General features: G+C 67.9%; 18 protein-coding genes. 9 read left to right on the top strand and 9 right to left on the bottom strand.

All coding sequences use genetic code 11. The features are described from left to right. Window positions 1–12 precede the first annotated feature (12 nt). The 5 genes from prpF to ACI766_RS22250 all read right to left on the bottom strand — a co-directional run bounded on the left by prpF (window position 13) and on the right by ACI766_RS22250 (window position 6,905). A complete protein-coding gene (gene prpF / locus ACI766_RS22270) occupies window positions 13–1,200 on the bottom strand; it encodes a 2-methylaconitate cis-trans isomerase PrpF (RefSeq protein ID WP_003103056.1) in 1,188 nt (395 codons plus the stop codon). 118 nt (window positions 1,201–1,318) lie between these two features. Then, on the bottom strand, window positions 1,319–3,925 hold the full coding sequence (acnD, locus tag ACI766_RS22265) for a Fe/S-dependent 2-methylisocitrate dehydratase AcnD (protein WP_003085627.1): 2,607 nt from the start codon (window positions 3,923–3,925) through the stop codon (window positions 1,319–1,321). Between the two features lie 130 nt (window positions 3,926–4,055). Further along, window positions 4,056–5,183 (bottom strand): 2-methylcitrate synthase, encoded by a 1,128-nt coding sequence (prpC, locus tag ACI766_RS22260; RefSeq protein ID WP_003103050.1) that lies wholly within the window; start codon window positions 5,181–5,183, stop codon window positions 4,056–4,058. A 92-nt stretch (window positions 5,184–5,275) separates the two neighbouring features. Beyond that, complete coding sequence (gene prpB, locus ACI766_RS22255; RefSeq protein ID WP_003103044.1) at window positions 5,276–6,172, bottom strand: methylisocitrate lyase; 897 nt, start codon at window positions 6,170–6,172, stop codon at window positions 5,276–5,278. Between the two features lie 10 nt (window positions 6,173–6,182). Continuing rightward, on the bottom strand, window positions 6,183–6,905 hold the full coding sequence (locus tag ACI766_RS22250) for a GntR family transcriptional regulator (protein ID WP_003085635.1): 723 nt from the start codon (window positions 6,903–6,905) through the stop codon (window positions 6,183–6,185). A gap of 117 nt (window positions 6,906–7,022) precedes the next feature. Between ACI766_RS22250 and ACI766_RS22245 the strand changes: the two genes are divergently transcribed. After that, window positions 7,023–7,673: a class I SAM-dependent methyltransferase gene (locus tag ACI766_RS22245; protein WP_003118644.1), complete on the top strand. Its 651-nt coding sequence runs from the start codon at window positions 7,023–7,025 to the stop codon at window positions 7,671–7,673. Window positions 7,674–7,686: 13 nt separating this feature from the next. Here ACI766_RS22245 and ACI766_RS22240 read toward each other — a convergent pair whose 3' ends face one another. Beyond that, a complete protein-coding gene (locus ACI766_RS22240; protein ID WP_073647892.1) occupies window positions 7,687–9,678 on the bottom strand; it encodes a DEAD/DEAH box helicase in 1,992 nt (663 codons plus the stop codon). Window positions 9,679–10,333: 655 nt separating this feature from the next. On the opposite strand from ACI766_RS22240, the gene ACI766_RS22235 reads away from it, so the two are divergent. The 5 genes from ACI766_RS22235 to ACI766_RS22215 all read left to right on the top strand — a co-directional run bounded on the left by ACI766_RS22235 (window position 10,334) and on the right by ACI766_RS22215 (window position 13,849). Next, window positions 10,334–10,630: a DUF3649 domain-containing protein gene (locus ACI766_RS22235; RefSeq protein ID WP_003085639.1), complete on the top strand. Its 297-nt coding sequence runs from the start codon at window positions 10,334–10,336 to the stop codon at window positions 10,628–10,630. Beyond that, window positions 10,627–12,147: a PepSY-associated TM helix domain-containing protein gene (locus ACI766_RS22230; RefSeq protein WP_003103038.1), complete on the top strand. Its 1,521-nt coding sequence runs from the start codon at window positions 10,627–10,629 to the stop codon at window positions 12,145–12,147. Before ACI766_RS22235 ends, ACI766_RS22230 begins: the two co-directional genes overlap by 4 nt. Continuing rightward, window positions 12,147–12,470 (top strand): DUF3325 domain-containing protein, encoded by a 324-nt coding sequence (locus tag ACI766_RS22225; RefSeq protein WP_003103035.1) that lies wholly within the window; start codon window positions 12,147–12,149, stop codon window positions 12,468–12,470. The genes ACI766_RS22230 and ACI766_RS22225 overlap by 1 nt, the downstream gene beginning before the upstream one ends. An 85-nt stretch (window positions 12,471–12,555) precedes the next feature. Beyond that, a complete protein-coding gene (locus tag ACI766_RS22220) occupies window positions 12,556–12,996 on the top strand; it encodes a VOC family protein (RefSeq protein WP_003085641.1) in 441 nt (146 codons plus the stop codon). Between the two features lie 31 nt (window positions 12,997–13,027). Beyond that, window positions 13,028–13,849 (top strand): aldo/keto reductase, encoded by an 822-nt coding sequence (locus tag ACI766_RS22215; protein WP_003109743.1) that lies wholly within the window; start codon window positions 13,028–13,030, stop codon window positions 13,847–13,849. A gap of 209 nt (window positions 13,850–14,058) precedes the next feature. On the opposite strand, the gene ACI766_RS22210 is transcribed toward ACI766_RS22215, so the two are convergent. Continuing rightward, a complete protein-coding gene (locus ACI766_RS22210) occupies window positions 14,059–14,286 on the bottom strand; it encodes a hypothetical protein (RefSeq protein ID WP_003085644.1) in 228 nt (75 codons plus the stop codon). 560 nt (window positions 14,287–14,846) lie between these two features. On the opposite strand from ACI766_RS22210, the gene ACI766_RS22205 reads away from it, so the two are divergent. From ACI766_RS22205 to ACI766_RS22195, 3 genes are all read left to right on the top strand, one after another. Further along, window positions 14,847–15,242, top strand: coding sequence for a hypothetical protein (locus ACI766_RS22205; protein WP_025270878.1), 396 nt, complete (start codon window positions 14,847–14,849; stop codon window positions 15,240–15,242). Between the two features lie 626 nt (window positions 15,243–15,868). Beyond that, complete coding sequence (gene ampDh3 / locus ACI766_RS22200) at window positions 15,869–16,636, top strand: N-acetylmuramoyl-L-alanine amidase AmpDh3 (RefSeq protein ID WP_003114198.1); 768 nt, start codon at window positions 15,869–15,871, stop codon at window positions 16,634–16,636. Between the two features lie 68 nt (window positions 16,637–16,704). Beyond that, window positions 16,705–17,178 (top strand): SRPBCC family protein, encoded by a 474-nt coding sequence (locus ACI766_RS22195; protein WP_003085649.1) that lies wholly within the window; start codon window positions 16,705–16,707, stop codon window positions 17,176–17,178. A 51-nt stretch (window positions 17,179–17,229) separates the two neighbouring features. Here the strand turns inward: ACI766_RS22195 and ACI766_RS22190 are convergent, their stop codons facing one another. Beyond that, the gene (locus ACI766_RS22190) at window positions 17,230–18,546 is read right to left on the bottom strand and encodes an Nramp family divalent metal transporter (protein WP_017002477.1); all 1,317 of its coding nucleotides are present in this window, start codon (window positions 18,544–18,546) and stop codon (window positions 17,230–17,232) included. Between the two features lie 106 nt (window positions 18,547–18,652). Next, window positions 18,653–19,354 carry a haloacid dehalogenase type II gene (locus ACI766_RS22185; protein WP_003106623.1) on the bottom strand — a complete coding sequence of 234 codons (702 nt, stop codon included), beginning with the start codon at window positions 19,352–19,354 and terminating at the stop codon, window positions 18,653–18,655. Between the last annotated feature and the right edge of the window lie 3 nt (window positions 19,355–19,357).

Genomic DNA, 19,357 nt, shown 5'->3' with positions numbered 1-19,357 from the left:
GGATAGGTCGGTTCAGAAGGCGTCGCCGGGTACGCGCACCCAGCCTTCCATGAGGATTCGCGCGCTGCGGCTCATGATCGCCTTGGTCACCGTCCATTCGCCGTTCGCCTGGCTGGCCTCGGCGCCCACTCGCAGGGTGCCGGAGGGATGGCCGAAGCGTACCGCGCTGCGTTCGCCGCCGCCGGCGGCGAGGTTCACCAGGGTGCCGGGAATGGCTGCGGCGGTGCCGATGGCCACCGCCGCGGTACCCATCATCGCGTGGTGCAGCTTGCCCATGGACAGCGCGCGGACCAGCAGGTCGATATCGCCGGCCGCCACCAGCTTGCCGCTGGCGGTGCGGTAGTCGCGGGGCGGGGCGACGAAGGCGATCTTCGGCGTGTGCTGGCGGGTCGCGGCTTCCTCGGGGGTCTTGATCAGGCCCATGCGCAGGGCGCCGGCGACGCGGATCCGTTCGAAGCGCGCCAGTTGCTGCGGGTCTCCGTTGATCTCTTCGCGCAGCTCGGTGCCGCGGTAGCCGATCTCCTCGGCATTGACGAACACCGTGGGAATCCCGGCGTTGATCATGGTCGCCTTGAAGGTACCGACCCCCGGCACCTCCAGATCGTCCACCAGGTTGCCGGTGGGGAACATGGCGCCGCCGTCCTCGCCGTCGTCGGACGGGTCGAGGAACTCCAGCACGATCTCGGCCGCCGGGAAGGTCACTCCGTCCAGCTCGAAGTCGCCGGTTTCCTGGACTTGGCCGCCGCTCACCGGCACGTGGGCGATGATGGTCTTGCCGATATTGGCCTGCCAGATGCGCACCTCGCAGATGCCGTCTTCCGGTATCCGCGCCGGATCCACCAGCCCGGCGTGCAGGGCGAAGGCGCCGGCCCCGGTGGAGAGATTGCCGCAGTTGCCGCTCCAGTCGACGAAGGGCTTGTCGATGGAGACCTGGCCGTAGAGGTAGTCGACGTCATGGCCCGGCTGGCTGCTCTTCGAGAGGATCACGCACTTGCTGGTGCTGGAGGTGGCGCCGCCCATCCCGTCGATGTGCGCGGCATAGGGGTCGGGGCTGCCGATCACCCGCATGAACAGCCGATCGCGCGCCTCGCCGGGGACCCGGCAGGATTCCGGCAGGTCTTCCAGGCGGAAGAACACGCCCTTGCTGGTGCCGCCGCGCAGGTAGGTGGCGGGGATGCGGATCTGGGGTGGGTGGGCCATGCGTCGTCGTCCTCGGCAATCGAATTCAGGGGCAGCGGCTGCGTTCGACAGCCGCTGCCGGTCGTCGGCGGATGACGCTACGCGTCGTCCGTCCTACCAGGGTGTTTCGCCGGCGCCATCAGGCGCCGGCCGCCTCCAGGAAGTCCTGGGCGAAGCGTTGCAGTACGCCGCCGGCTTCGTAGATGGAGACTTCCTCGTCGCTGTCCAGGCGGCAGGTCACCGGCACTTCGAGCCGCTCCCCGTCGCGCCGGTGGATGACCAGGGTCAGGTCGGCGCGCGGCCGGCGAGCGCCGAGCACGTCGAAGGTCTCGCTGCCGTCGATCCCCAGGGTCAGGCGGGTGGTACCCGGCTTGAACTCCAGCGGCAGCACGCCCATGCCGATCAGGTTGGTGCGGTGGATGCGCTCGAAGCCCTCGGCGACGATCGCCTCCACCCCGGCCAGGCGCACGCCCTTGGCTGCCCAGTCGCGCGAAGAACCCTGCCCGTAGTCGGCGCCGGCGACGATGATCAGCGGCTGCTTGCGCTCCATGTAGGTCTCGATGGCTTCCCACATGCGCATCACCTTGCCTTCCGGCTCGACCCGCGCCAGCGAACCCTGCTTCACGCTGCCGTCGGCGTTGCGCACCATCTCGTTGAACAGCTTCGGGTTGGCGAAGGTCGCGCGTTGTGCGGTGAGGTGGTCGCCGCGGTGGGTGGCGTAGGAGTTGAAGTCCTCCTCGGGCAGGCCCATTTTCGCCAGGTATTCGCCCGCCGCGCTGTCGGCGAGGATCGCGTTGGACGGCGACAGGTGGTCGGTGGTGATGTTGTCCGGCAGCACCGCCAGCGGGCGCATGCCGCGCAGGGTGCGTTCGCCGGCGAGGGCGCCTTCCCAGTACGGCGGGCGGCGGATGTAAGTGCTCGTCGGGCGCCAGGCGTAGAGCGGGTCGACCTTCTCGCGCTCGCCGTGGGTGATGTCGAACATCGGGATGTAGACCTGGCGGAACTGCTCGGGCTTCACCGCCGCCCTGACCACCGCGTCGATCTCCTCGTCGCTCGGCCAGAGGTCCTTCAGGCGGATCTCCTTGCCGTCCACCACGCCGAGCACGTCGCGCTCGATGTCGAAGCGGATGGTCCCGGCGATGGCGTAGGCCACCACCAGCGGCGGCGAGGCGAGGAAGGCCTGCTTGGCGTAGGGGTGGATGCGCCCGTCGAAGTTGCGGTTGCCGGAGAGCACCGCGGTGGCGTACAGGTCGCGCTCGACGATCTCCTGCTGGATCGCCGGGTCGAGGGCGCCGGACATGCCGTTGCAAGACGTACAGGCGTAGGCCACCACGCCGAAGCCGAGGGCTTCCAGGTGCGGCAGCAGGCCGGCTTCGCGCAGGTATTCGGTGACCACCTTGGAGCCGGGTGCCAGCGAGGTCTTCACCCATGGCTTGCGGACCAGGCCGAGGCGGTCGGCGTTGCGCGCCAGCAGGCCGGCGGCGATCACGTTGCGCGGGTTGCTGGTGTTGGTGCAACTGGTGATCGCGGCGATGATCACCGCGCCGTCCGGCATCAGGCCCTCGGCTTCCTCGGCGCGGGCCCGCTCGAGGTTGCCGGCGATGCCTTTCGCCGCCAGTTCGCTGGTGGCGACCCTGGCGTGCGGATTGGACGGGCCGGCCATGTTGCGCACCACGCTGGACAGGTCGAACTTCAGTACCCGCTCGTACTCGGCGTCGACCAGGCTGTCGGCCCAGAGTCCGGCGGTGCGCGCATAGGCCTCCACCAGGGCGACCTGCTCGTCGTCGCGGCCGGTGAGGCGCAGGTAGTCGATGGTCTGCTGGTCGATGGCGAACATCGCCGCGGTGGCGCCGTATTCCGGAGCCATGTTGGAGATGGTCGCGCGGTCGCCGAGGGTCAGGCTGGAGGCGCCTTCGCCGTAGAACTCCAGGTAGGCGCCGACCACCTTCTGCTTGCGCAGGAACTCGGTCAGGGCCAGCACCACGTCGGTGGCGGTGATGCCCGGCTGGCGACGGCCGCTCAGCTCGACGCCGACGATGTCCGGCAGGCGCATCCAGGAGGCGCGGCCGAGCATCACGTTTTCCGCTTCCAGGCCGCCGACGCCGATGGCGATCACGCCCAGGGCGTCGACGTGCGGGGTATGGCTGTCGGTGCCCACGCAGGTATCGGGGAAGGCCACGCCGTCGCGCGCCTGGATCACCGGCGACATTTTCTCCAGGTTGATCTGGTGCATGATGCCGTTGCCCGGCGGGATCACGTCGACGTTGCGGAAGGCCTGCTTGGTCCAGTCGATGAAGTGGAAGCGGTCCTCGTTGCGGCGGTCCTCGATGGCGCGGTTCTTGGCGAAGGCCTCGGGGTCGTAGCCGCCGCATTCCACCGCCAGCGAGTGGTCGACGATCAGTTGCACCGGCACCACCGGGTTGACCTGGGCCGGGTCGCCGCCCTTGTCGGCGATGGCGTCGCGCAGGCCGGCGAGGTCGACCAGCGCGGTCTGCCCGAGGATGTCATGGCAGACCACCCGCGCCGGGTACCAGGGGAAGTCGAGGTCGCGCTTGCGCTCGACCAGTTGGCGCAGCGAAGCCTCCAGGGTCGCCGGGTCGCAGCGGCGCACCAGGTTTTCGGCGAGCACGCGGGAGGTATAGGGCAGCTTGGCGTAGGCGCCGGGCTGGATCGCCTCGACCGCCTCGCGGGCGTCGAAGTAGTCCAGGCGGGTGCCGGGGAGCGGTTTGCGGTGTGCGCTGTTCATGGCTCGGACTCAATCACGGGGTGTTCGGAAGCGTGTCGCTCGCGCCGTGGCGCAGCCCACGCCGGCCTTTCGAATTCTGGGTGCGGCAACCGTCCGGCGCGCTCGCGTTCGGCGCGCCGGACGGCATGGATCAGCGTTGCTCCAGCGGCACGAACGCGCGCTGCTCGACGCCGGTGTACTCGGCGCTCGGGCGGATGATGCGGTTGTTGGCGCGCTGTTCGAAGACGTGGGCGGTCCAGCCGCTGGTCCGCGAGCAGACGAAGATCGGCGTGAACAGCTTGGTCGGGATGCCCATGAAGTGATACGCCGAGGCGTGGTAGAAGTCGGCGTTGGGGAACAGCTTCTTCTGCTCCCACATGGTCTTGTCGATGGCCTCGGAAACCGCGAACAGGACCTTGTCGCCGACCTCGTCGGCGAGCTGCTTCGACCAACCCTTGATCACTTCGTTGCGTGGGTCGGAATCCTTGTAGATGGCATGCCCGAAGCCCATGATCTTGTCCTTGCGCTCGAGCATCTTCAGCAGCTCGGCGGTGGCTTCCTGCGGCGAAGAGAAGCGTTCGATCAGTTCCATCGCCGCCTCGTTGGCGCCGCCGTGCAGCGGGCCGCGCAGCGAGCCGATGGCGCCGGTGACGCAGGAGTAGAGGTCGGACAGGGTCGAGGCGCAAACCCGCGCGGTGAAGGTGGATGCGTTGAACTCATGCTCGGCGTAGAGGATCAGCGAGACGTTCATCACCTTCACGTGCAGCTCGCTGGGCTTCTTGCCGTGGAGCAGGGCGAGGAAGTGCCCGCCGATGGTCGGCTCGTCGCTGTTGCAGTCGATGCGCTGGCCTTCGTGGGTGAAGCGGTACCAGTAGGTCATGATCGCCGGGAAGGCGGCGAGCAGGCGGTCGGCGACGTCGCGCTGCTGGTCGAAGCTCAGCTCCGGTTCCAGGGTGCCGAGGACCGAGGCGCCAGTGCGCATCACGTCCATCGGGTGGGCGTCCTTGGGAATCCGTTCGAGAACTTCCTTCAGCGCCTGCGGCAGGTCGCGCTGGCCCTGGAGCTTCTTCAGGTAGGCGTCGAGCTGTTGCTTGTTCGGCAGTTCGCCGTAGAGCAGCAGGTAGGCGACTTCCTCGAAGATCGCCGCCGCCGCCAGGTCGCGGACGTCGTAGCCACGGTAGGTCAGGCCGGCGCCTTCCTGGCCGACGGTGGACAGGGCTGTCTGACCGGCCACCTGGCCACGCAGGCCGGCGCCACTCAGTACTTTTGCTTCAGCCATTGCTCTCTCCTTTCTTGAACTTTTTCTGGATGCTGCAACTCGGTTTCACGGGGTTCGCGGACCGGCGCTCAGGCGCACGCCGGGCTCGATGTTCAGGCGTTCTTCTTCTGCGCGAAGAGCGCGTCGAGCTTCTGCTCGAAGCTGTGGTAATCGATGCGATCGTACAGCTCCATGCGGGTCTGCATGGTATCGATCACATTCTTCTGGGTGCCGTCGCGACGGATCGCGGTGTAGACGTTCTCCGCCGCCTTGTTCATGGCGCGGAAGGCCGACAGCGGGTAGAGCACCAGGGACACGTCGGCGGAGGCCAGTTCGTCGGTGGTGAACAGCGGGGTGGCGCCGAACTCGGTGATGTTGGCCAGCACCGGCACCTTCACCGCGGCGGCGAATTCCTTGTACATGGCCAGTTCGGTCATGGCTTCCGGGAAGATCATGTCGGCACCGGCCTCGACACAGGCGCAGGCGCGGTCGATGGCGGCCTGCAGGCCTTCCACGGCCAGCGCGTCGGTGCGCGCCATGATCACGAAGGAGTCGTCGCTGCGGGCATCGACGGCGGCCTTGATGCGGTCGACCATCTCCTGCTGCGAGACGATCTCCTTGTTCGGCCTATGGCCGCAGCGCTTGGCGCCGACCTGGTCCTCGATATGCATCGCGGCGGCGCCGAACTTGATCATCGACTTCACCGTGCGGGCGACGTTGAACGCCGAGGAGCCGAAGCCGGTGTCGACGTCCACCAGCAGCGGCAGGTCGCAGACGTCGGTGATCCGGCGCACGTCGGTGAGCACGTCGTCGAGGCCGCTGATACCCAGGTCCGGCAGGCCCAGGGAACCGGCGGCGACGCCGCCGCCGGACAGGTAGATGGCCTTGAAGCCGGCGCGCTTGGCCAGCAGGGCGTGGTTGGCGTTGATGGTGCCGACCACCTGCAGCGGGTGTTCGGTGGCCACGGCTTCGCGGAAGCGCTGGCCGGGGGTAAGGGACGTCTGGCTCATCACGGACCTCTTAGACGGTGGAGGAAGCGGAGGCGAGCTTCGCCGGCTGGGGTTCCAGCTGGCGCTCGATATTGCGGCGCGACGCACTGATGTGGCGGCGCATCAGCAGCTCGGCCAGTTCGCCGTCACGGTCGGCGATGGCGTCGAGAATGCGGTGGTGTTCGGCGAAGGCCTGGCGCGGCCGGTTCGGCGTGGTCGAGTACTGGATGCGGTACATCCGCACCAGTTGGTAGAGCTCGCCGCAGAGCATGCGGGTGAGAGTGGCGTTGCCGCTGCCCTGGATGATCCGGTAGTGGAAGTCGTAGTCGCCTTCCTGCTGGTAATAGCCGCGCCCGGCCTGGAACGCCTCGTCGCGCTCGTGGGTGTCGAGCACCCGGCGCAACTCGTCGATCTCGGCCTGGCTCATGCGCTCGGCGGCCAGTCGGCAGGCCATGCCTTCCAGGGACTCGCGGATCTCGTAGAGCTCGATCAGCTCGGCGTGGCTCAGCGACACCACCCGCGCCCCGACATGCGGCACCCGCACCAGCAGGCGCAGGCCTTCCAGGCGGTGGATCGCCTCGCGCAGCGGGCCGCGGCTGATGCCGTAGGTGCGCGCCAGCTCCGGCTCGGAGATCTTGCTGCCCGGCGCGATCTCGCCGCTGACGATGGCGCTCTGGATCTTGCGGAAGACGTGTTCCGACAAGGTCTCGCCGTCGTCATGGGCAATCTCGAGAGGGGGCGGGTTCTGGGTCATGGTACTGGCTGTTCGGGTCGATGTGTCGACAATGTTTGCGAAAGCTACCGCCTGGATTGCGTGGGGTCAATCATTCGTCGCTTGATTGTCGACAATCGTCTAATGCATCGCTGGTCTATGCTTTCCCCTCCAGCCGCTGTGCCAGGAGAGAGTTTCGTGGGCATCTATGACCGTTACGTGTTGCCGCGCCTGATCGACTTCGCCTGCGGCATGGGCGACGTGATGAAGCAGCGTTCGCTGCTGGTGCCGCGCGCCCATGGGCGGGTGCTGGAGATCGGTCTGGGCACCGGGCTCAACCTGGGCTTCTACGACGCGGCGAAGGTGTCGGCGATCGTCGGCGTCGACCCGGCCGCGCAAATGCAGGCGCTGGCCCGCGAGCGCGCGGCGCAAATCGGCATCCCGGTGGAAATGGTCGCCCTCGAGCTTGGCGAGATCCGCGCCGAGGCGGAAAGCTTCGACACCATCGTCTGCACTTTCACCCTTTGCTCCATCGCCGCGCCGCTGCCGGCGCTGGGCGAGATGCGTCGGGTGCTGAAGCGTGGCGGCGAATTGCTGTTCTGCGAGCATGGGCGCGCGCCGGACGCCTCGGTGCTGGCCTGGCAACGGCGCCTGACGCCCTGGTGGAAACCGCTGGCCGGCGGTTGCCACCTGGACCGCGACATGCCGGCCTTGCTGCGCGAGGCCGGCTTTCGCATCGACGAGCTGGAACAGGGCTACCTGCCCGGGCCGCGGCCGATGACCTACGTCTACCGCGGCGTCGCGCGCTGAATCCGGGCGGCCCTCAGAGCGCGTTGGGCAAGGGCGCGAACAGCGCGTCGATATCGGCCTCGTCGAGCTTCCAGCCGTCGCCGTTGCCTTCGCTGAACAGGCCGTCGGCGAGGGCGGCCTTTTCCTGCTGCAGGTGCTGGATCTTCTCTTCCACCGTGCCGCGGGCGATCAGCCGGTAGACGAACACCGGCTTGTCCTGGCCGATGCGGTAGGCGCGGTCGCTGGCCTGGTTCTCCACTGCCGGGTTCCACCAGGGATCGTAGTGGATCACGGTGTCCGCCGCGGTCAGGTTGAGGCCGACCCCGCCTGCCTTCAAGCTGATCAGGAACACCGGCACCTTGCCGCTCTGGAAGCGCTGTACCGGGGCGCGGCGGTCGCGGGTCTCGCCGGTCAGCAGGACGTAGTCGACGCCGCGCTGGCGCAGGGCGTCCTCGATCAGCGCGAGCATCGAGGTGAACTGCGAGAACAGCAGGACCCGGCGACCCTCGGCGATCAGTTCGTCGAGCATGTCGAGCAGGTAGGCCAGCTTGCCCGAGCTGAGCGCCCGGCCGCTGCGCGCGCCGTCTTCCTGGCGTTGCAGCAGGCGCGTGTCGCAGCAGACCTGGCGCAGCTTGAGCAGCGCCTCGAGGATCACGATGCGGCTGCGCGCCAGGCCGCGCCGGGCGATCTCCTCGCGGACCTTGCGGTCCAGCGCCAGGCGCACGGTCTCGTAGAGTTCGCGTTGCGCCTCGCTGAGTTCGACGAACTGGGTGAACTCGCTCTTCGGCGGCAGTTCCGAGGCCACCTGTTCCTTGGTCCGTCGCAGCAGGAACGGCCGCAGGCGCGCGGCCAGGTGACTGAGGCGTGCCTCGTCGCCGTGCTTCTCGATCGGCGTGCGGTAGTCCTGGGCGAACTGGCGGGCGTCGCCGAGCCAGCCGGGCATCAGGAAATGGAACAGCGACCAGAGTTCGCCGAGGTGGTTCTCCAGCGGCGTGCCGGTCAGGCACAGGCGATGCCGTGCCGCCAGCTCGCGGGCGGCGACGGCGGCCTTGGTGGTGGCGTTCTTGATGTTCTGCGCCTCGTCGAGGATCAGCAGGTGGAACCGCCGCTTGCCCAGCTCGGCGGCGTCGCGTGGCAGCAGGGCATAGGTGGTCAGCACCAGGTCGTGCTCGTCGATGCGGGCGAAGTCGCGGCGCCGGCCGGCGCCGTGCAGGGCCAGCACGCGCAGATCGGGGGCGAAGCGCTCGGCCTCGTCCAGCCAGTTGGGGATCAGGCTGGTGGGCATCACCACCAGCGCCGGCGTGTCGAGCCGCCCGGCCTGCTTTTCCAGGAGCACGTGGGCCAGCGACTGCAAGGTCTTGCCCAGCCCCATGTCGTCGGCCAGCACGCCGCCGCTGTCGAGTTCGCGCAGGGTCTGCATCCAGCTCAGGCCTTCGAGCTGGTAGGGCCGCAGTTCGGCGCGCAGGCCTTGCGGCGGGGTCGCCGGACGAGCCTGGAAACTGCGTAGGCGGCGGGCGAAGTCGCGCAGGTTGTCGCCGCCTTCCCAGGCCAGCGGCAACTCGTCGAGATCGGCCAGGCGCGCCGCGTCCGGTGCGCCCAGGCGCAGCTTGCGCTGCGGTTCGGGGTCGCCCAGGTAGAAGTCGGAAAGCGCCGCCAGCACCGGCTTCAGGCGGCCGAAGGGCAGCGCCACGCGCAGCGGCGGGTTGAGTTCCAGGCGCAGCACCAGTTGCTCTTCGTCGGCGTGCCGGGCGAGGGCGCGCGGATCGAGCAGGGCCGGACTGCGGCGGATCAGTTCGGTCAGCGCCGGCAGCAGGCTGACCCGCTGGCCGGCGACCTGGATGCCCAGTTCCAGCTCGAACCACTGGCGGTCGTCGGCTTCCTCGACCTCGGCGTACCAGGCGTCGATGGGCGTCAGGTCGTAGGCGAAGTCGGCGCGGATGTCGATGAACCAGCCTTGCTGGCGCAGGCGCGGCAGGTCGTCCTGCATGAAGTGCAGCCAGGCGTTGTCGCCGGGCAGTTCGAACATCTCGCCGGCGCTCTCCTCGAGCGCGTCGCTGCGCCGGGTCGCCGGCTTGAAGCCGAGGCGGCGCAGGGTCTCGCGGTATTCCTGCTCGTGCGCCGGACGCCGTTCGATACGCCGCTGGGCCTCCCGTGGCTCGCTGCCGGGACGCCCGGAAACCGCCTCGCCGGCATAGATGAAGGCCAGCGCCGCACGGTGCCGGGAAATGCTCTGCATGCGTCCGCTGCGCAGGTCGTAGCCGCTGTGCACGTGGCTGCCGAGGGTCAGCCGCGCATACGGCCGGGCCGGGTCGATGGCCAGGCTGAGCTGGGTGTCTGGGGCGGAGGGTGAAGTCATCCGGTATGTCCTTCGGCGAAACCAGCCGAAACCGCAAACAGCCGATATTACCAAGCTCGGCGCGCTTGCGCAGAGCGGAGATGGACGTATGGCGCGGCGGACGAATGCGACGGGATACGACCCGCACTCGTCGGACCCCGGCAATCCCTGGCGCGACGCGACCTGGCGGTCGTCCGGAGCAAGTACAAATGCGAACGTAATTGAGATACAGTCGCAAACCTTCCGAATCGACGACCGCCTCGCCACCCGCGAGCGCGGCGTCGCCGTGCCAGCCAGACGAGGTAGCGACGATGCAAGGCCCAGTTTCCACCCGGGACGCCGCCCCATGACCAGCCAGGCCCTGGCCGGCGGACTGTCCGTCACCGGCCGCATCCTCGTCGCGGTCCTGCTTGGCTACGCGCTGGCCTATGCGGTCACCGCCTGCCTGAGCATCTACCTGCCGCTGCCGCGTCCCGACCGGGTCTCGTTCGGCAGCCTCGGCTGCTTCGCCGTGTGGGTCGCGGCCATCGTCTACGCCTTCGCCGCGCGCAGCGCCTGGCGCGCCTGCTGGGTGCTGGCGCTGGCCAGCCTGGCGCTGGGCGGCCTGGCCTGGCTCGGCCTCGACTACGGAGCGCGTCCATGAACCTGCGTCAATCGATGTCCGGCCTGCATACCTGGTCGGGGCTGCTGGTCAGCTGGCTGCTGTTCGTCATCGTCTTCGCCGGCAGCCTGGCCAGCTTCGACAAGGAGCTGACCCGCTGGATGCAGCCGGACCTGCACCTGCCCGGCGCGCAGTCGCTGGGCGCCGACCAGGTGCGCGACTGGTTGCGCCAGCGCGCCCCCGATGCCCATGCCTGGTGGATGCTGCCGCCGAGCGAGCGGGCGCCCTACTGGAACGCCGGCTGGGAGCCGCGCGACGGCAGCGAGTTCAAGGTCTTTCAGCTGGACGCGGTGAGCGGCCAGCCGCTGCCGAAGACAGTCGGCGGCGAGTTCTTCTTCACCCTGCACTACGACCTGCACGCCGGCATGGTCGGCCTGTACATCGTCGGCATCGCCGGGATGCTGATGCTGGTGGCGCTGGTCAGCGGGACCATCGTGCACCGGCGGATCTTCAAGGACTTCTTCACCCTGCGCCCGCAGGCGGCGCGGCAGCGCGCCTGGCTCGACGCGCACAACGTGCTGGGGGTGATCGGCCTGCCGTTCCACCTGATGATCGCCTACACCGGCCTGGTGATCTTCATCGTCTACTACATGCAGGCGGGCCTGCAGGTGGTCTACCAGAACGATGGCGAGCGCTTCTTCCATGAAGTGCAGGGCTCCTACGAACGCGAGGAAGTCGGCCGCCCGGCGGGGCCGCCGGCGTCCATCGACGGCCTGATCGTCGAGGCCGGCAAGGTCTGGGGCGACGGCGGCGCGCCGGGCTGGATCAGCGTCCACCATCCCTATGACGAGGCGGCCACCGTGGACATCCGCCGGCGCGACGCCTCGCGCATCCTCGACGACCAGCGCACGGTCAACTTCGATGCCTCCAGCGGCGAACTGCTGCATGCCCAGCCGTCCTATGCGCCCGGCTACGCCACCTACGGCTGGCTGACCGGCCTGCACATGATCCAGTGGGGCGGCCAGTTGGTGCGCTGGATGTACCTGTTGCTCGGGCTGTCCGGGGCGATGATGATCTTCGGCGGGTTGCAGGTCTGGCTGGCCAAGCGCGAGGTCCGCGGCAGTCGTGGCGTTGGTCTGGTGCGGGCGCTGAACCTGGCGGTCTGCGGCGGCCTGCCGCTGGCCAGCCTGGCGCTGCTGTGGGGCAACCGCCTGCTGCCGACGCAACTGGCCGGCCGCGACACCTGGGAGATCCGCGTGTTTTGCGCCAGTTGGGCGCTGGTCGCGCTGTGGGCCATCGTCCGCCGCAACAGCGGGACCCTCGGTCGCACGCAACTGCGCCTCGCCGCCGTGCTGGCGCTGGGCCTGCCGCTGCTCGGCCTGCTGCGTAGCCCGGAAGGCAACCTGTTGGCCAGCCTGCAGCGCGGCGACTGGGTGCTGGCCGGCGTCGACCTCAGCCTGCTGGGCCTCGGCCTGCTCTGCGCCTGGCTAGGTTGGCGACGTCGGCAAGCGTCGAGCAAGCCCGTCCGGCGACGCCTGAACGTCCAGGAGGTGGCCTGATGCTGCTGGTCTTCGGCCTCAACCTGCTGGCTTTCACCGCTCTCTGCCTGGCCATGAACCGCCACCACAAGAACCTCCTCGGCCACGAGCCGTCGGCTTCCCGGGTGCTTCTGCTACGCGGCGTGGCGCTGCTCGACCTGGGCCTGGCACTGGCCTTCTCGATCCACCGGCAGGGCGTGGAGATCGGCATCGTCTTCTGGTCCTGCCTGCTGATGCTGGCGGCCGGCACGCTGGTCCTGCTGCTCGCCTGGCGGCCACGCTGGGCATTGCCTTGCGCCGCCGGAGTGCCGTTGCTCGGCGGGGTGCTGGCGCTGCTGCGCTGAAGGGCGCGCCGCCCATCCGTGCCTCGGGGGCGGTCCGGTCCAGCGTCTATGCTGGTGGTCGTGCTTTCCCCCGGAGGTATGCGCCATGCACACGCCCGCCAGCAACACCGTCGCCAGCGTCATTCCCTGCCTGCGTTACCGCGATGCGCCGGCCGCCATCGACTGGCTGTGCCGGACCTTTGGCTTCCAGCGCAAGCTGGTGGTGCCCGGCGAGGACGGACAGGTGCTCCACGCCGAGTTGACCTACGCCAGCCCGAACGGCGCCAACGGCATGCTGATGCTCGGCTCGAGCGTCCGCGACAACGCCTACGGTCGGCTGATGCGGCACGTCGACGAAGCCGGCGGCAATACCCAGAGCCTCTACCTGGTGGTCGCCGATCCCGACGCCCTGTTCCGCAGCGCCCAGGCCGCCGGCGCCGAGATCGTCATCGACATCAAGGACGAGGACTACGGCGGTCGCGGCTTCACTTGCCGCGATCCGGAGGGCCACGTCTGGAGCTTCGGCAGCTATGATCCCTGGGCATGAGGCCCCGTCCATTCACCACAGGAGACGCTGCATGAAAACGCTCACGCTGATCGATGGCCAGGAGGTCGCCGCCATCGGCCAGGGTACCTGGCATATCGGTGAGCAGCCCGGCGAACGCAAGCGCGAGGTCGCGGCGCTGCGCGAAGGCATCGAGCTGGGGATGACGCTGATCGATACCGCCGAGATGTACGCCGAGGGCGGCGCCGAAGACGTGGTCGGCGCGGCTATCGCGGGACGCCGCGAAGAGGTCTTCCTGGTCAGCAAGGTCTACCCGCACAACGCCAGCCGCAAGGGTCTGCCGGCGGCCTGCGAGCGCAGCCTGCGCCGGCTCGGTTGCGAAACCATCGACCTCTACCTGCTGCACTGGCAGGGCCGGTATCCGCTGGAGGAAACCATCGAAGCCTTCGAGCGGTTGCGCGACCAGGGCAAGATCCTGCGCTGGGGCGTGTCCAACTTCGACCTGGGCGACATGTACGAACTGGACGGCAGCGCCTGTGCCGCCAACCAGGTGATGTACAACCTGGAGGAACGCGGTATCGAATACGACCTGCTGCCCTGGTGCCAGGAGCGCGGCATGCCGGTGATGGCCTACTGTCCGGTGGGGCAGGGCGGCAGGCTGCTACGGCACCCGGCGCTCGGCGAGATCGCCGCGCGCCACGACGCCAGCAGCGCCCAGGTCGCCCTGGCCTGGCTACTGGAGCAGGGGGTGATCGCGATCCCGAAGGCGGTGACGTCCGCTCACATCCGCCAGAATGCAGCGGCGGCCGACCTGGAACTGAGCGCCGATGACCTGCGGGCGCTCGACCAGGCGTTTCCGCCGCCTACCCGCAAGCGAAACCTGGCGATCGTCTGAGTGGAGTACGGGAGAAACGGCCTGCGCTTGTTTCCCCTGGCCGCGGGAATATGACGAAGTTGGCGAGGAAATATTTAAAAAGGAATAAGTAAATATTTATTTCCTGCGTGGGAACTTTCTTCAACTTAACCTGTACTTTTCGCTGTCCCACAAAAAAGCCCCGTCGGGGACGGGGCTTTTCCTTGCATTCGCGCTGATGCTTGCATGATTCAGGCAGCCAGTGTTTTCTTGCGAACTCGATTGATCACTTCTTCCATTTTGCCGGAGTCGTCGTACTGCTCCGGATACAGGCGCTCGCTGTGGCAGGCCACGCCATGCTGGTCAACGATGGTGAAACTGAAGTTTCCTTTACGAGTTGCCTGGATCAGGCAGTCGAACGGCGCAAATGCGGCGGTTAGGGTGCGAATTGCATCCTGAGTACGATGTTGAATAGACATATTCTTATGTTCCTTTACTTTCACGCTTATGGAGCAGCGTATATTGCAAATGTTCCCGCTCCGTGACAGTGCCAAGAAAGCTTTGTGTCGGGGGAACGTACTGGTTATGCCGGCTTTTTTCGAAAAGAGCAAGCTGGCAGTTCAGGTACTAATCAGAGGATCGATTGGCAGGAAAGTTTCCAGGCCAGGATCCTGATCAATCTGCGGGTGGTATTGCGGGACGCCGGTCTTCCCATCGGCCCTGCGTGGCAGGGGATTGCTTCAGAAGAGTGGCGACCGAAGAACCATCGGAAGGCTGTAACCCTGATGGTAGAGCCCTTTTCATCTGTGGGCCCGGTCGTGGGGTAAAGCCTGATTGACTTTCAGTTTGGTACGCAGTCCCGGATTGTATGTCTTTCGACGAAGAAAGGCCAGGACATTTTTTGAGCAGATGTCGCCCCGGCGGCGGGAATGTTTGAGCATCTGTTTCGGCGGACGCCTGCCAACCGGGCAAAGGTTATGGGCCTGGCGTCGGCGGCGCGTGGCAGGATTGCCGTTCCATCGCCGCGCCGAGGTTATCCATGCCGTCGCCCGCTCGCACGCTGCTCGTGGCCTTCGTGTCCGCCTGGTTCCTGCTGGGTGGGCTGGGCCACTTCGTCTTCACCGATTTCTTCGTCGGCATCGTCCCGCCCTACGTGCCCTGGCCGCTGGCGGCGGTGTGGGTCAGCGGGGTCTTCGAACTGCTCGGCGCCGCCGCCCTGCTGGTGCCGGCATGGCGCCGGCTGGCGGCGTGCGGGCTGTTCATCCTGACCCTCTGCATGACCCCGGCCAACCTCTACATGTGGCAGCACCCCGACCTGTTCCCATCCTTCCCGCCGACGCTGCTGGCCGCTCGCCTGGCGCTGCAGGCGTTCCTCCTCGGCTGCATCCTGGCGCTGATGCTGGCGCGGGACGAGGCGCCGCTGGCACGACGCTAGGCGCAGGCGAAAAAAAGCCACTGTGCGGGGGTGGACAGTGGCCGGGAATGCCAGGAGATGGAGGAGCAATCGGACCTGGCGTGGATAGAGTAGTAGCCGCTCTGTCGAGGGTCTGTATGGCTATTGGTGAACTTTGTGAAGAAGTGCAAAGTAGAGCGGCCAACGGACGAACGGTGTTGCACGCGGCGGGACGCTCGCGGTAGTTTTTTCCCATGATCACGTTTCCCGTGGTCGCCCTCGAAGCCCGGCCCCAGCGCCGGGCTTCGTCGTTTCCGCCCGCCGCGCAACCGGACGCACCGGGCGGCGACCGCTGCGAAAGGCTCTGGGGTGCGCCCGCACGGCGTCCGGCCAACTTAAAGTTCGGTTGTGCCGGGTGCTGTCATAACGCCATCGTTCAGTGGCCTCGGTGAGCCCCCGTACCCCCAGTTCGCTGGGGCTTGCCTTTGGTGTATCCCTTTTGCCCGGCCGCGTGCCGGGCTTTTTTATGCCCGGTCTTCTTCCTTCCGGTTTAGCCGGGGCCCGCGTTTCCTTGGCCGGCCCCTGAACCTCATCGCTGCATCGACGTCCCTAGCTACAGGCGAGCCTGTGGCCGGGGGCTTTCCATCATCCGCAAAAAGGTGAAAACCATGCTGACCATCGACTACAACAGCTATCGCACCACTACCCCCTACGGCAAACGCGTGCGCTTCCTGGTGCTGCACTACACCGCGCTCGACTTCGCCGCCTCGGTCAAGGCGCTGACCACCGGCGCCGCCAGCGCCCACTACCTGATCCCGGCGCCGCACGACCCCAGCTACAAGGCCGCTGGCTTCAAGGGCCAGCGCATCTTCAACCTGGTCGCCGAGGAAGACCGCGCCTGGCACGCCGGCGTCAGCGGCTGGGCGCGCCGCGACAACCTCAACGACACCTCCATCGGCATCGAGATCGTCAACCTCGCCCGCGACGACGACGGCGTGTTCACCTTCCCCGACTACGAGCGCTCGCAGATCAACGCACTCAAGCAACTGGCGAAGAACATCCTGCAGCGCTACCCGGACATGACCCCGAAGAACGTGGTCGGCCACTCCGACATCGCCGTCGGGCGCAAGTCCGACCCGGGTCCGAAGCTGCCCTGGAAGGAACTCTACGAGGCCGGTATCGGCGCCTGGTACGACGACGCCACCCGCGATCGCTATCGCGAAGGCTTCGAGCGCGACGGCCTGCCGCCGCGCGCCGACCTGCTGGAGGCGTTCCGCCTGTACGGCTATGCGCTGCCGGCGACGGTCGACGACGCCTACTTCGCCAGCCTGCTGCGCGCCTTCCAGATGCATTTCCGCCCGGAGAACTACGACGGCGCGCTGGATGTGGAGACGGCGGCGATCCTCTACGCTCTGAACGAGAAATACCCGGCCTGAGCCATTAACCGCGAGCGGCCGCCCGATGCGGCGGCCGCTCCCTTGCCCACCCCCATGGAGGACTTGCCATGACTGCCGTCGCACAGGTCGTCGCCAAGGCGGAAATGCTGATCCGCCGCCCCATCGCCGAGGTCTTCGAAGCCTTCGTCGATCCGGCCATCACCGCCAGGTTCTGGTTCAGCCGCGGCGATGCCCGCCTCGAAGCCGGGAAACGGCTGCGCTGGCACTGGGACATGTACGGGGTTTCCCAGGAAATCGAAGTGAAGGACCTGCAGACGAACCGCCGCATCCTCATCGAATGGCCGAATGGCGACAGCAATCCTTCCCAGGTGGAGTGGCTGTTCGAGGAACTGCCCGGCGCCGGGACCTTCGTCAGCATCCGCAACAGCGGTTTCGTCGGCACCCCGGAAGAGGTCATCCCGCGGGTGGTCGACGCCACCGAAGGTTTCACCCTGGTGCTGGCCGGACTCAAGGCCTGCCTGGAGCATGGCATCGCCTTGAACCTGGTGGCCGACCGTTTTCCCCGCGGCCTCGATGGCTGAGCATTGCCTGAGTGCGCGTCCCGCACCGCGCAGCGTGCCCTCAGGCAATGCTCAGCCGAACGCGAAGTCGGCCAGCAGTTGCAGGTTCAGGCCGACGATCGCCAGCGCTACCGCCCAGGCCAGCCACCGGGTCCCGGTGCCGATCGCCAGCGGGCCCATCAGGCGCCGGTCGGAAACGAACTGTAGCAGCGGGATCACCGCCAGCGGCAACTGCATCGACAGGATCACCTGGCTGAAGATCAGCAGCCGCGTGGTGCCGTCCTCGCCGTAGAGCAGGGTCACCAGCAGCACCGGCAGCACCGCGACGCCACGGGTCAGCAGGCGCCGCGCCCAGGGCGCCAGGCGCAGGCGGAGGAAGCCCTCCATGACGATCTGCCCGGCCAGGGTGGTGGTGACCGTCGAGTTGAGGCCGGACGCGAGCAGCGCCACGGCGAACAGCAGCGAGGCGAGTTCCAGGCCGAGCAATGGCGAGAGCAGCGCGTGGGCCTGCTCGATATCGACCACCTCGGTGTGCCCGTTGCGGTGGAACACGCTGGCGGCGACGATCAGGATCGCCGCGTTGACCAGCAGCGCCAGGGTCAGCGCCAGGCTGCTGTCGGCCACCGCCCAGCGCAGCGCCTGGCGCTTGCCGGCAAGGCTGCGCGGGTAGGCGCGGCTCTGCACCAGCGAGGAATGCAGGTAGAGGTTGTGCGGCATGACGGTCGCGCCGACGATGCCGATCGCCAGGTACAGGGCAGCCGGGTCGCTGAGCACCCGCGGGCTCGGCAAGAACCCTTGGAGCACCTCGCCGAGTTCGGGACGCGAGAGCAGCAACTGTACCGCGAAGCAGGCGAAGATCAGTGTCAGCAACGCCACCACGAAGGCCTCCAGCGGCCGCTGGCCACGTCCGATCAGGACCAGCACCAGCAGCGCGTCGCCCACGCAGAGCAAGGCGCCCCAGGCCAGCGGCAGGCCGAACAGCAGCTTCAGGGCGATGGCGGTGCCGATCACCTCGGCCAGGTCGCAGGCGATGATCGCCGTCTCGCAGGCCAGCCACAGCAGGCGGCAGGTGCTCGGCGAGTAGCGTTCGCGGCAGGCCTGGGCCAGGTCCAGGCCGCTGGCGATGCCCAGGCGCGCGGACAGCGCCTGCAGCAGCATCGCCATCAGGCTGGAGAGCAGGATTACCGAGAGCAGCAGGTAGCCCAGTTGCGCGCCGCCGGCGACGTCGGTGGCCCAGTTGCCCGGGTCCATGTAGCCCACCGCGACCAGGTAGCCGGGGCCGGCGAAGGCCAGCAGGCGGCGCCACCAGTGGCCGCCGCCGGGGACTTCGACCGGCTGGGCGCGACCGGGCTCGGCGGCCTGGGGGGCCGGGGTATCCTTCGCGGACATGACGAAGCTCCTGCCGGACGCGTGCCGGCGCTGCGCGCGCCTTTCCCGGCGCGCCGTGGCGCGCGGGTTGGGCGAGCGGTTCAGGGGGCAGGAAGGAGGAAGTCGGTCAGGCCGAGGCCGCCAGTTGCCGGTGCAGGTCCAGCAGGTCGCTGGCGATCAGGTCCCAGTCCTGCTCGGCGGCGAGGTCCTGGGACTGGCCGGGGCCGTATTCCAGCGGCCGGGCGATGAACGCGGTCTTCAGGCCGAGGGCGCGCGCGGCCTTGAGGTCGTAGTTGTGCGCCGCGCAGAGCATCACCTCCTGCGGCGGCAGGTCGAGCAGGCGGCAGGCGCCGAGGTAGACCTGCGGGTCGGGCTTGTAGTGGCCGAACAGGTCGGCGCACAGCAGCATGTCCCAGGGCAGCCCGGCGTGCCGCGCGACGTCGAGCATCAGCGCGGTGTTGCCGTTGCTCAGCGCGGCGAGCCAGTAGTCGGCCTTCAGCGCGTGCATCCCGGCGAGCGTGTCCGGCCACGGCCGCAGGCGGTGCCAGAAGCCAGTGATGCGTTGCAGCAGGGCCTCGTCCAGCGCCAGGCCGAACTCTCCGGCCAGGGCCTCGAGACTCTGCCGGTGCAACTGGTCGAGGTGCTGCCAGGGCGCCTGGCCGTTGCGTACCCGGTCCATCGCCGGCTTGTATTGCTGGCGCCAGCGGTCGGTCAGTTCCACGCAGGGCAGGGTCCCGCCGAGTTCGCGCTCCAACGCCTGGAACTGCTCGATCAGGCTGGAACGCCAGTCCACCAGGGTACCGAACACATCGAACAGGATCGCGCGCATCGT

It is taken from the genome of Pseudomonas sp. DL, assembly GCF_047199225.1.
GTDB lineage: Bacteria > Pseudomonadota > Gammaproteobacteria > Pseudomonadales > Pseudomonadaceae > Pseudomonas > Pseudomonas aeruginosa.
Note: the sequence above shows the minus strand (reverse complement) of the source record. Positions and strands in the feature narration are given on the sequence as shown.

Bases quoted from the DNA above. Each gene is read 5' to 3' on its own strand.
- prpF (WP_003103056.1), bottom strand. From the start codon at position 1,200: ATGGCCCACCCACCCCAGATCCGCATCCCCGCCACCTACCTGCGCGGC.
- acnD (WP_003085627.1), bottom strand. From the start codon at position 3,925: ATGAACAGCGCACACCGCAAACCGCTCCCCGGCACCCGCCTGGACTAC.
- prpC (WP_003103050.1), bottom strand. From the start codon at position 5,183: ATGGCTGAAGCAAAAGTACTGAGTGGCGCCGGCCTGCGTGGCCAGGTG.
- prpB (WP_003103044.1), bottom strand. From the start codon at position 6,172: ATGAGCCAGACGTCCCTTACCCCCGGCCAGCGCTTCCGCGAAGCCGTG.
- ACI766_RS22250 (WP_003085635.1), bottom strand. From the start codon at position 6,905: ATGACCCAGAACCCGCCCCCTCTCGAGATTGCCCATGACGACGGCGAG.
- ACI766_RS22245 (WP_003118644.1), top strand. From the start codon at position 7,023: ATGCTTTCCCCTCCAGCCGCTGTGCCAGGAGAGAGTTTCGTGGGCATC.
- ACI766_RS22240 (WP_073647892.1), bottom strand. From the start codon at position 9,678: ATGTTCGAACTGCCCGGCGACAACGCCTGGCTGCACTTCATGCAGGAC.
- ACI766_RS22235 (WP_003085639.1), top strand. From the start codon at position 10,334: ATGACCAGCCAGGCCCTGGCCGGCGGACTGTCCGTCACCGGCCGCATC.
- ACI766_RS22230 (WP_003103038.1), top strand. From the start codon at position 10,627: ATGAACCTGCGTCAATCGATGTCCGGCCTGCATACCTGGTCGGGGCTG.
- ACI766_RS22225 (WP_003103035.1), top strand. From the start codon at position 12,147: ATGCTGCTGGTCTTCGGCCTCAACCTGCTGGCTTTCACCGCTCTCTGC.
- ACI766_RS22220 (WP_003085641.1), top strand. From the start codon at position 12,556: ATGCACACGCCCGCCAGCAACACCGTCGCCAGCGTCATTCCCTGCCTG.
- ACI766_RS22215 (WP_003109743.1), top strand. From the start codon at position 13,028: ATGAAAACGCTCACGCTGATCGATGGCCAGGAGGTCGCCGCCATCGGC.
- ACI766_RS22210 (WP_003085644.1), bottom strand. From the start codon at position 14,286: ATGTCTATTCAACATCGTACTCAGGATGCAATTCGCACCCTAACCGCC.
- ACI766_RS22205 (WP_025270878.1), top strand. From the start codon at position 14,847: ATGCCGTCGCCCGCTCGCACGCTGCTCGTGGCCTTCGTGTCCGCCTGG.
- ampDh3 (WP_003114198.1), top strand. From the start codon at position 15,869: ATGCTGACCATCGACTACAACAGCTATCGCACCACTACCCCCTACGGC.
- ACI766_RS22195 (WP_003085649.1), top strand. From the start codon at position 16,705: ATGACTGCCGTCGCACAGGTCGTCGCCAAGGCGGAAATGCTGATCCGC.
- ACI766_RS22190 (WP_017002477.1), bottom strand. From the start codon at position 18,546: ATGTCCGCGAAGGATACCCCGGCCCCCCAGGCCGCCGAGCCCGGTCGC.
- ACI766_RS22185 (WP_003106623.1), bottom strand. From the start codon at position 19,354: ATGCGCGCGATCCTGTTCGATGTGTTCGGTACCCTGGTGGACTGGCGT.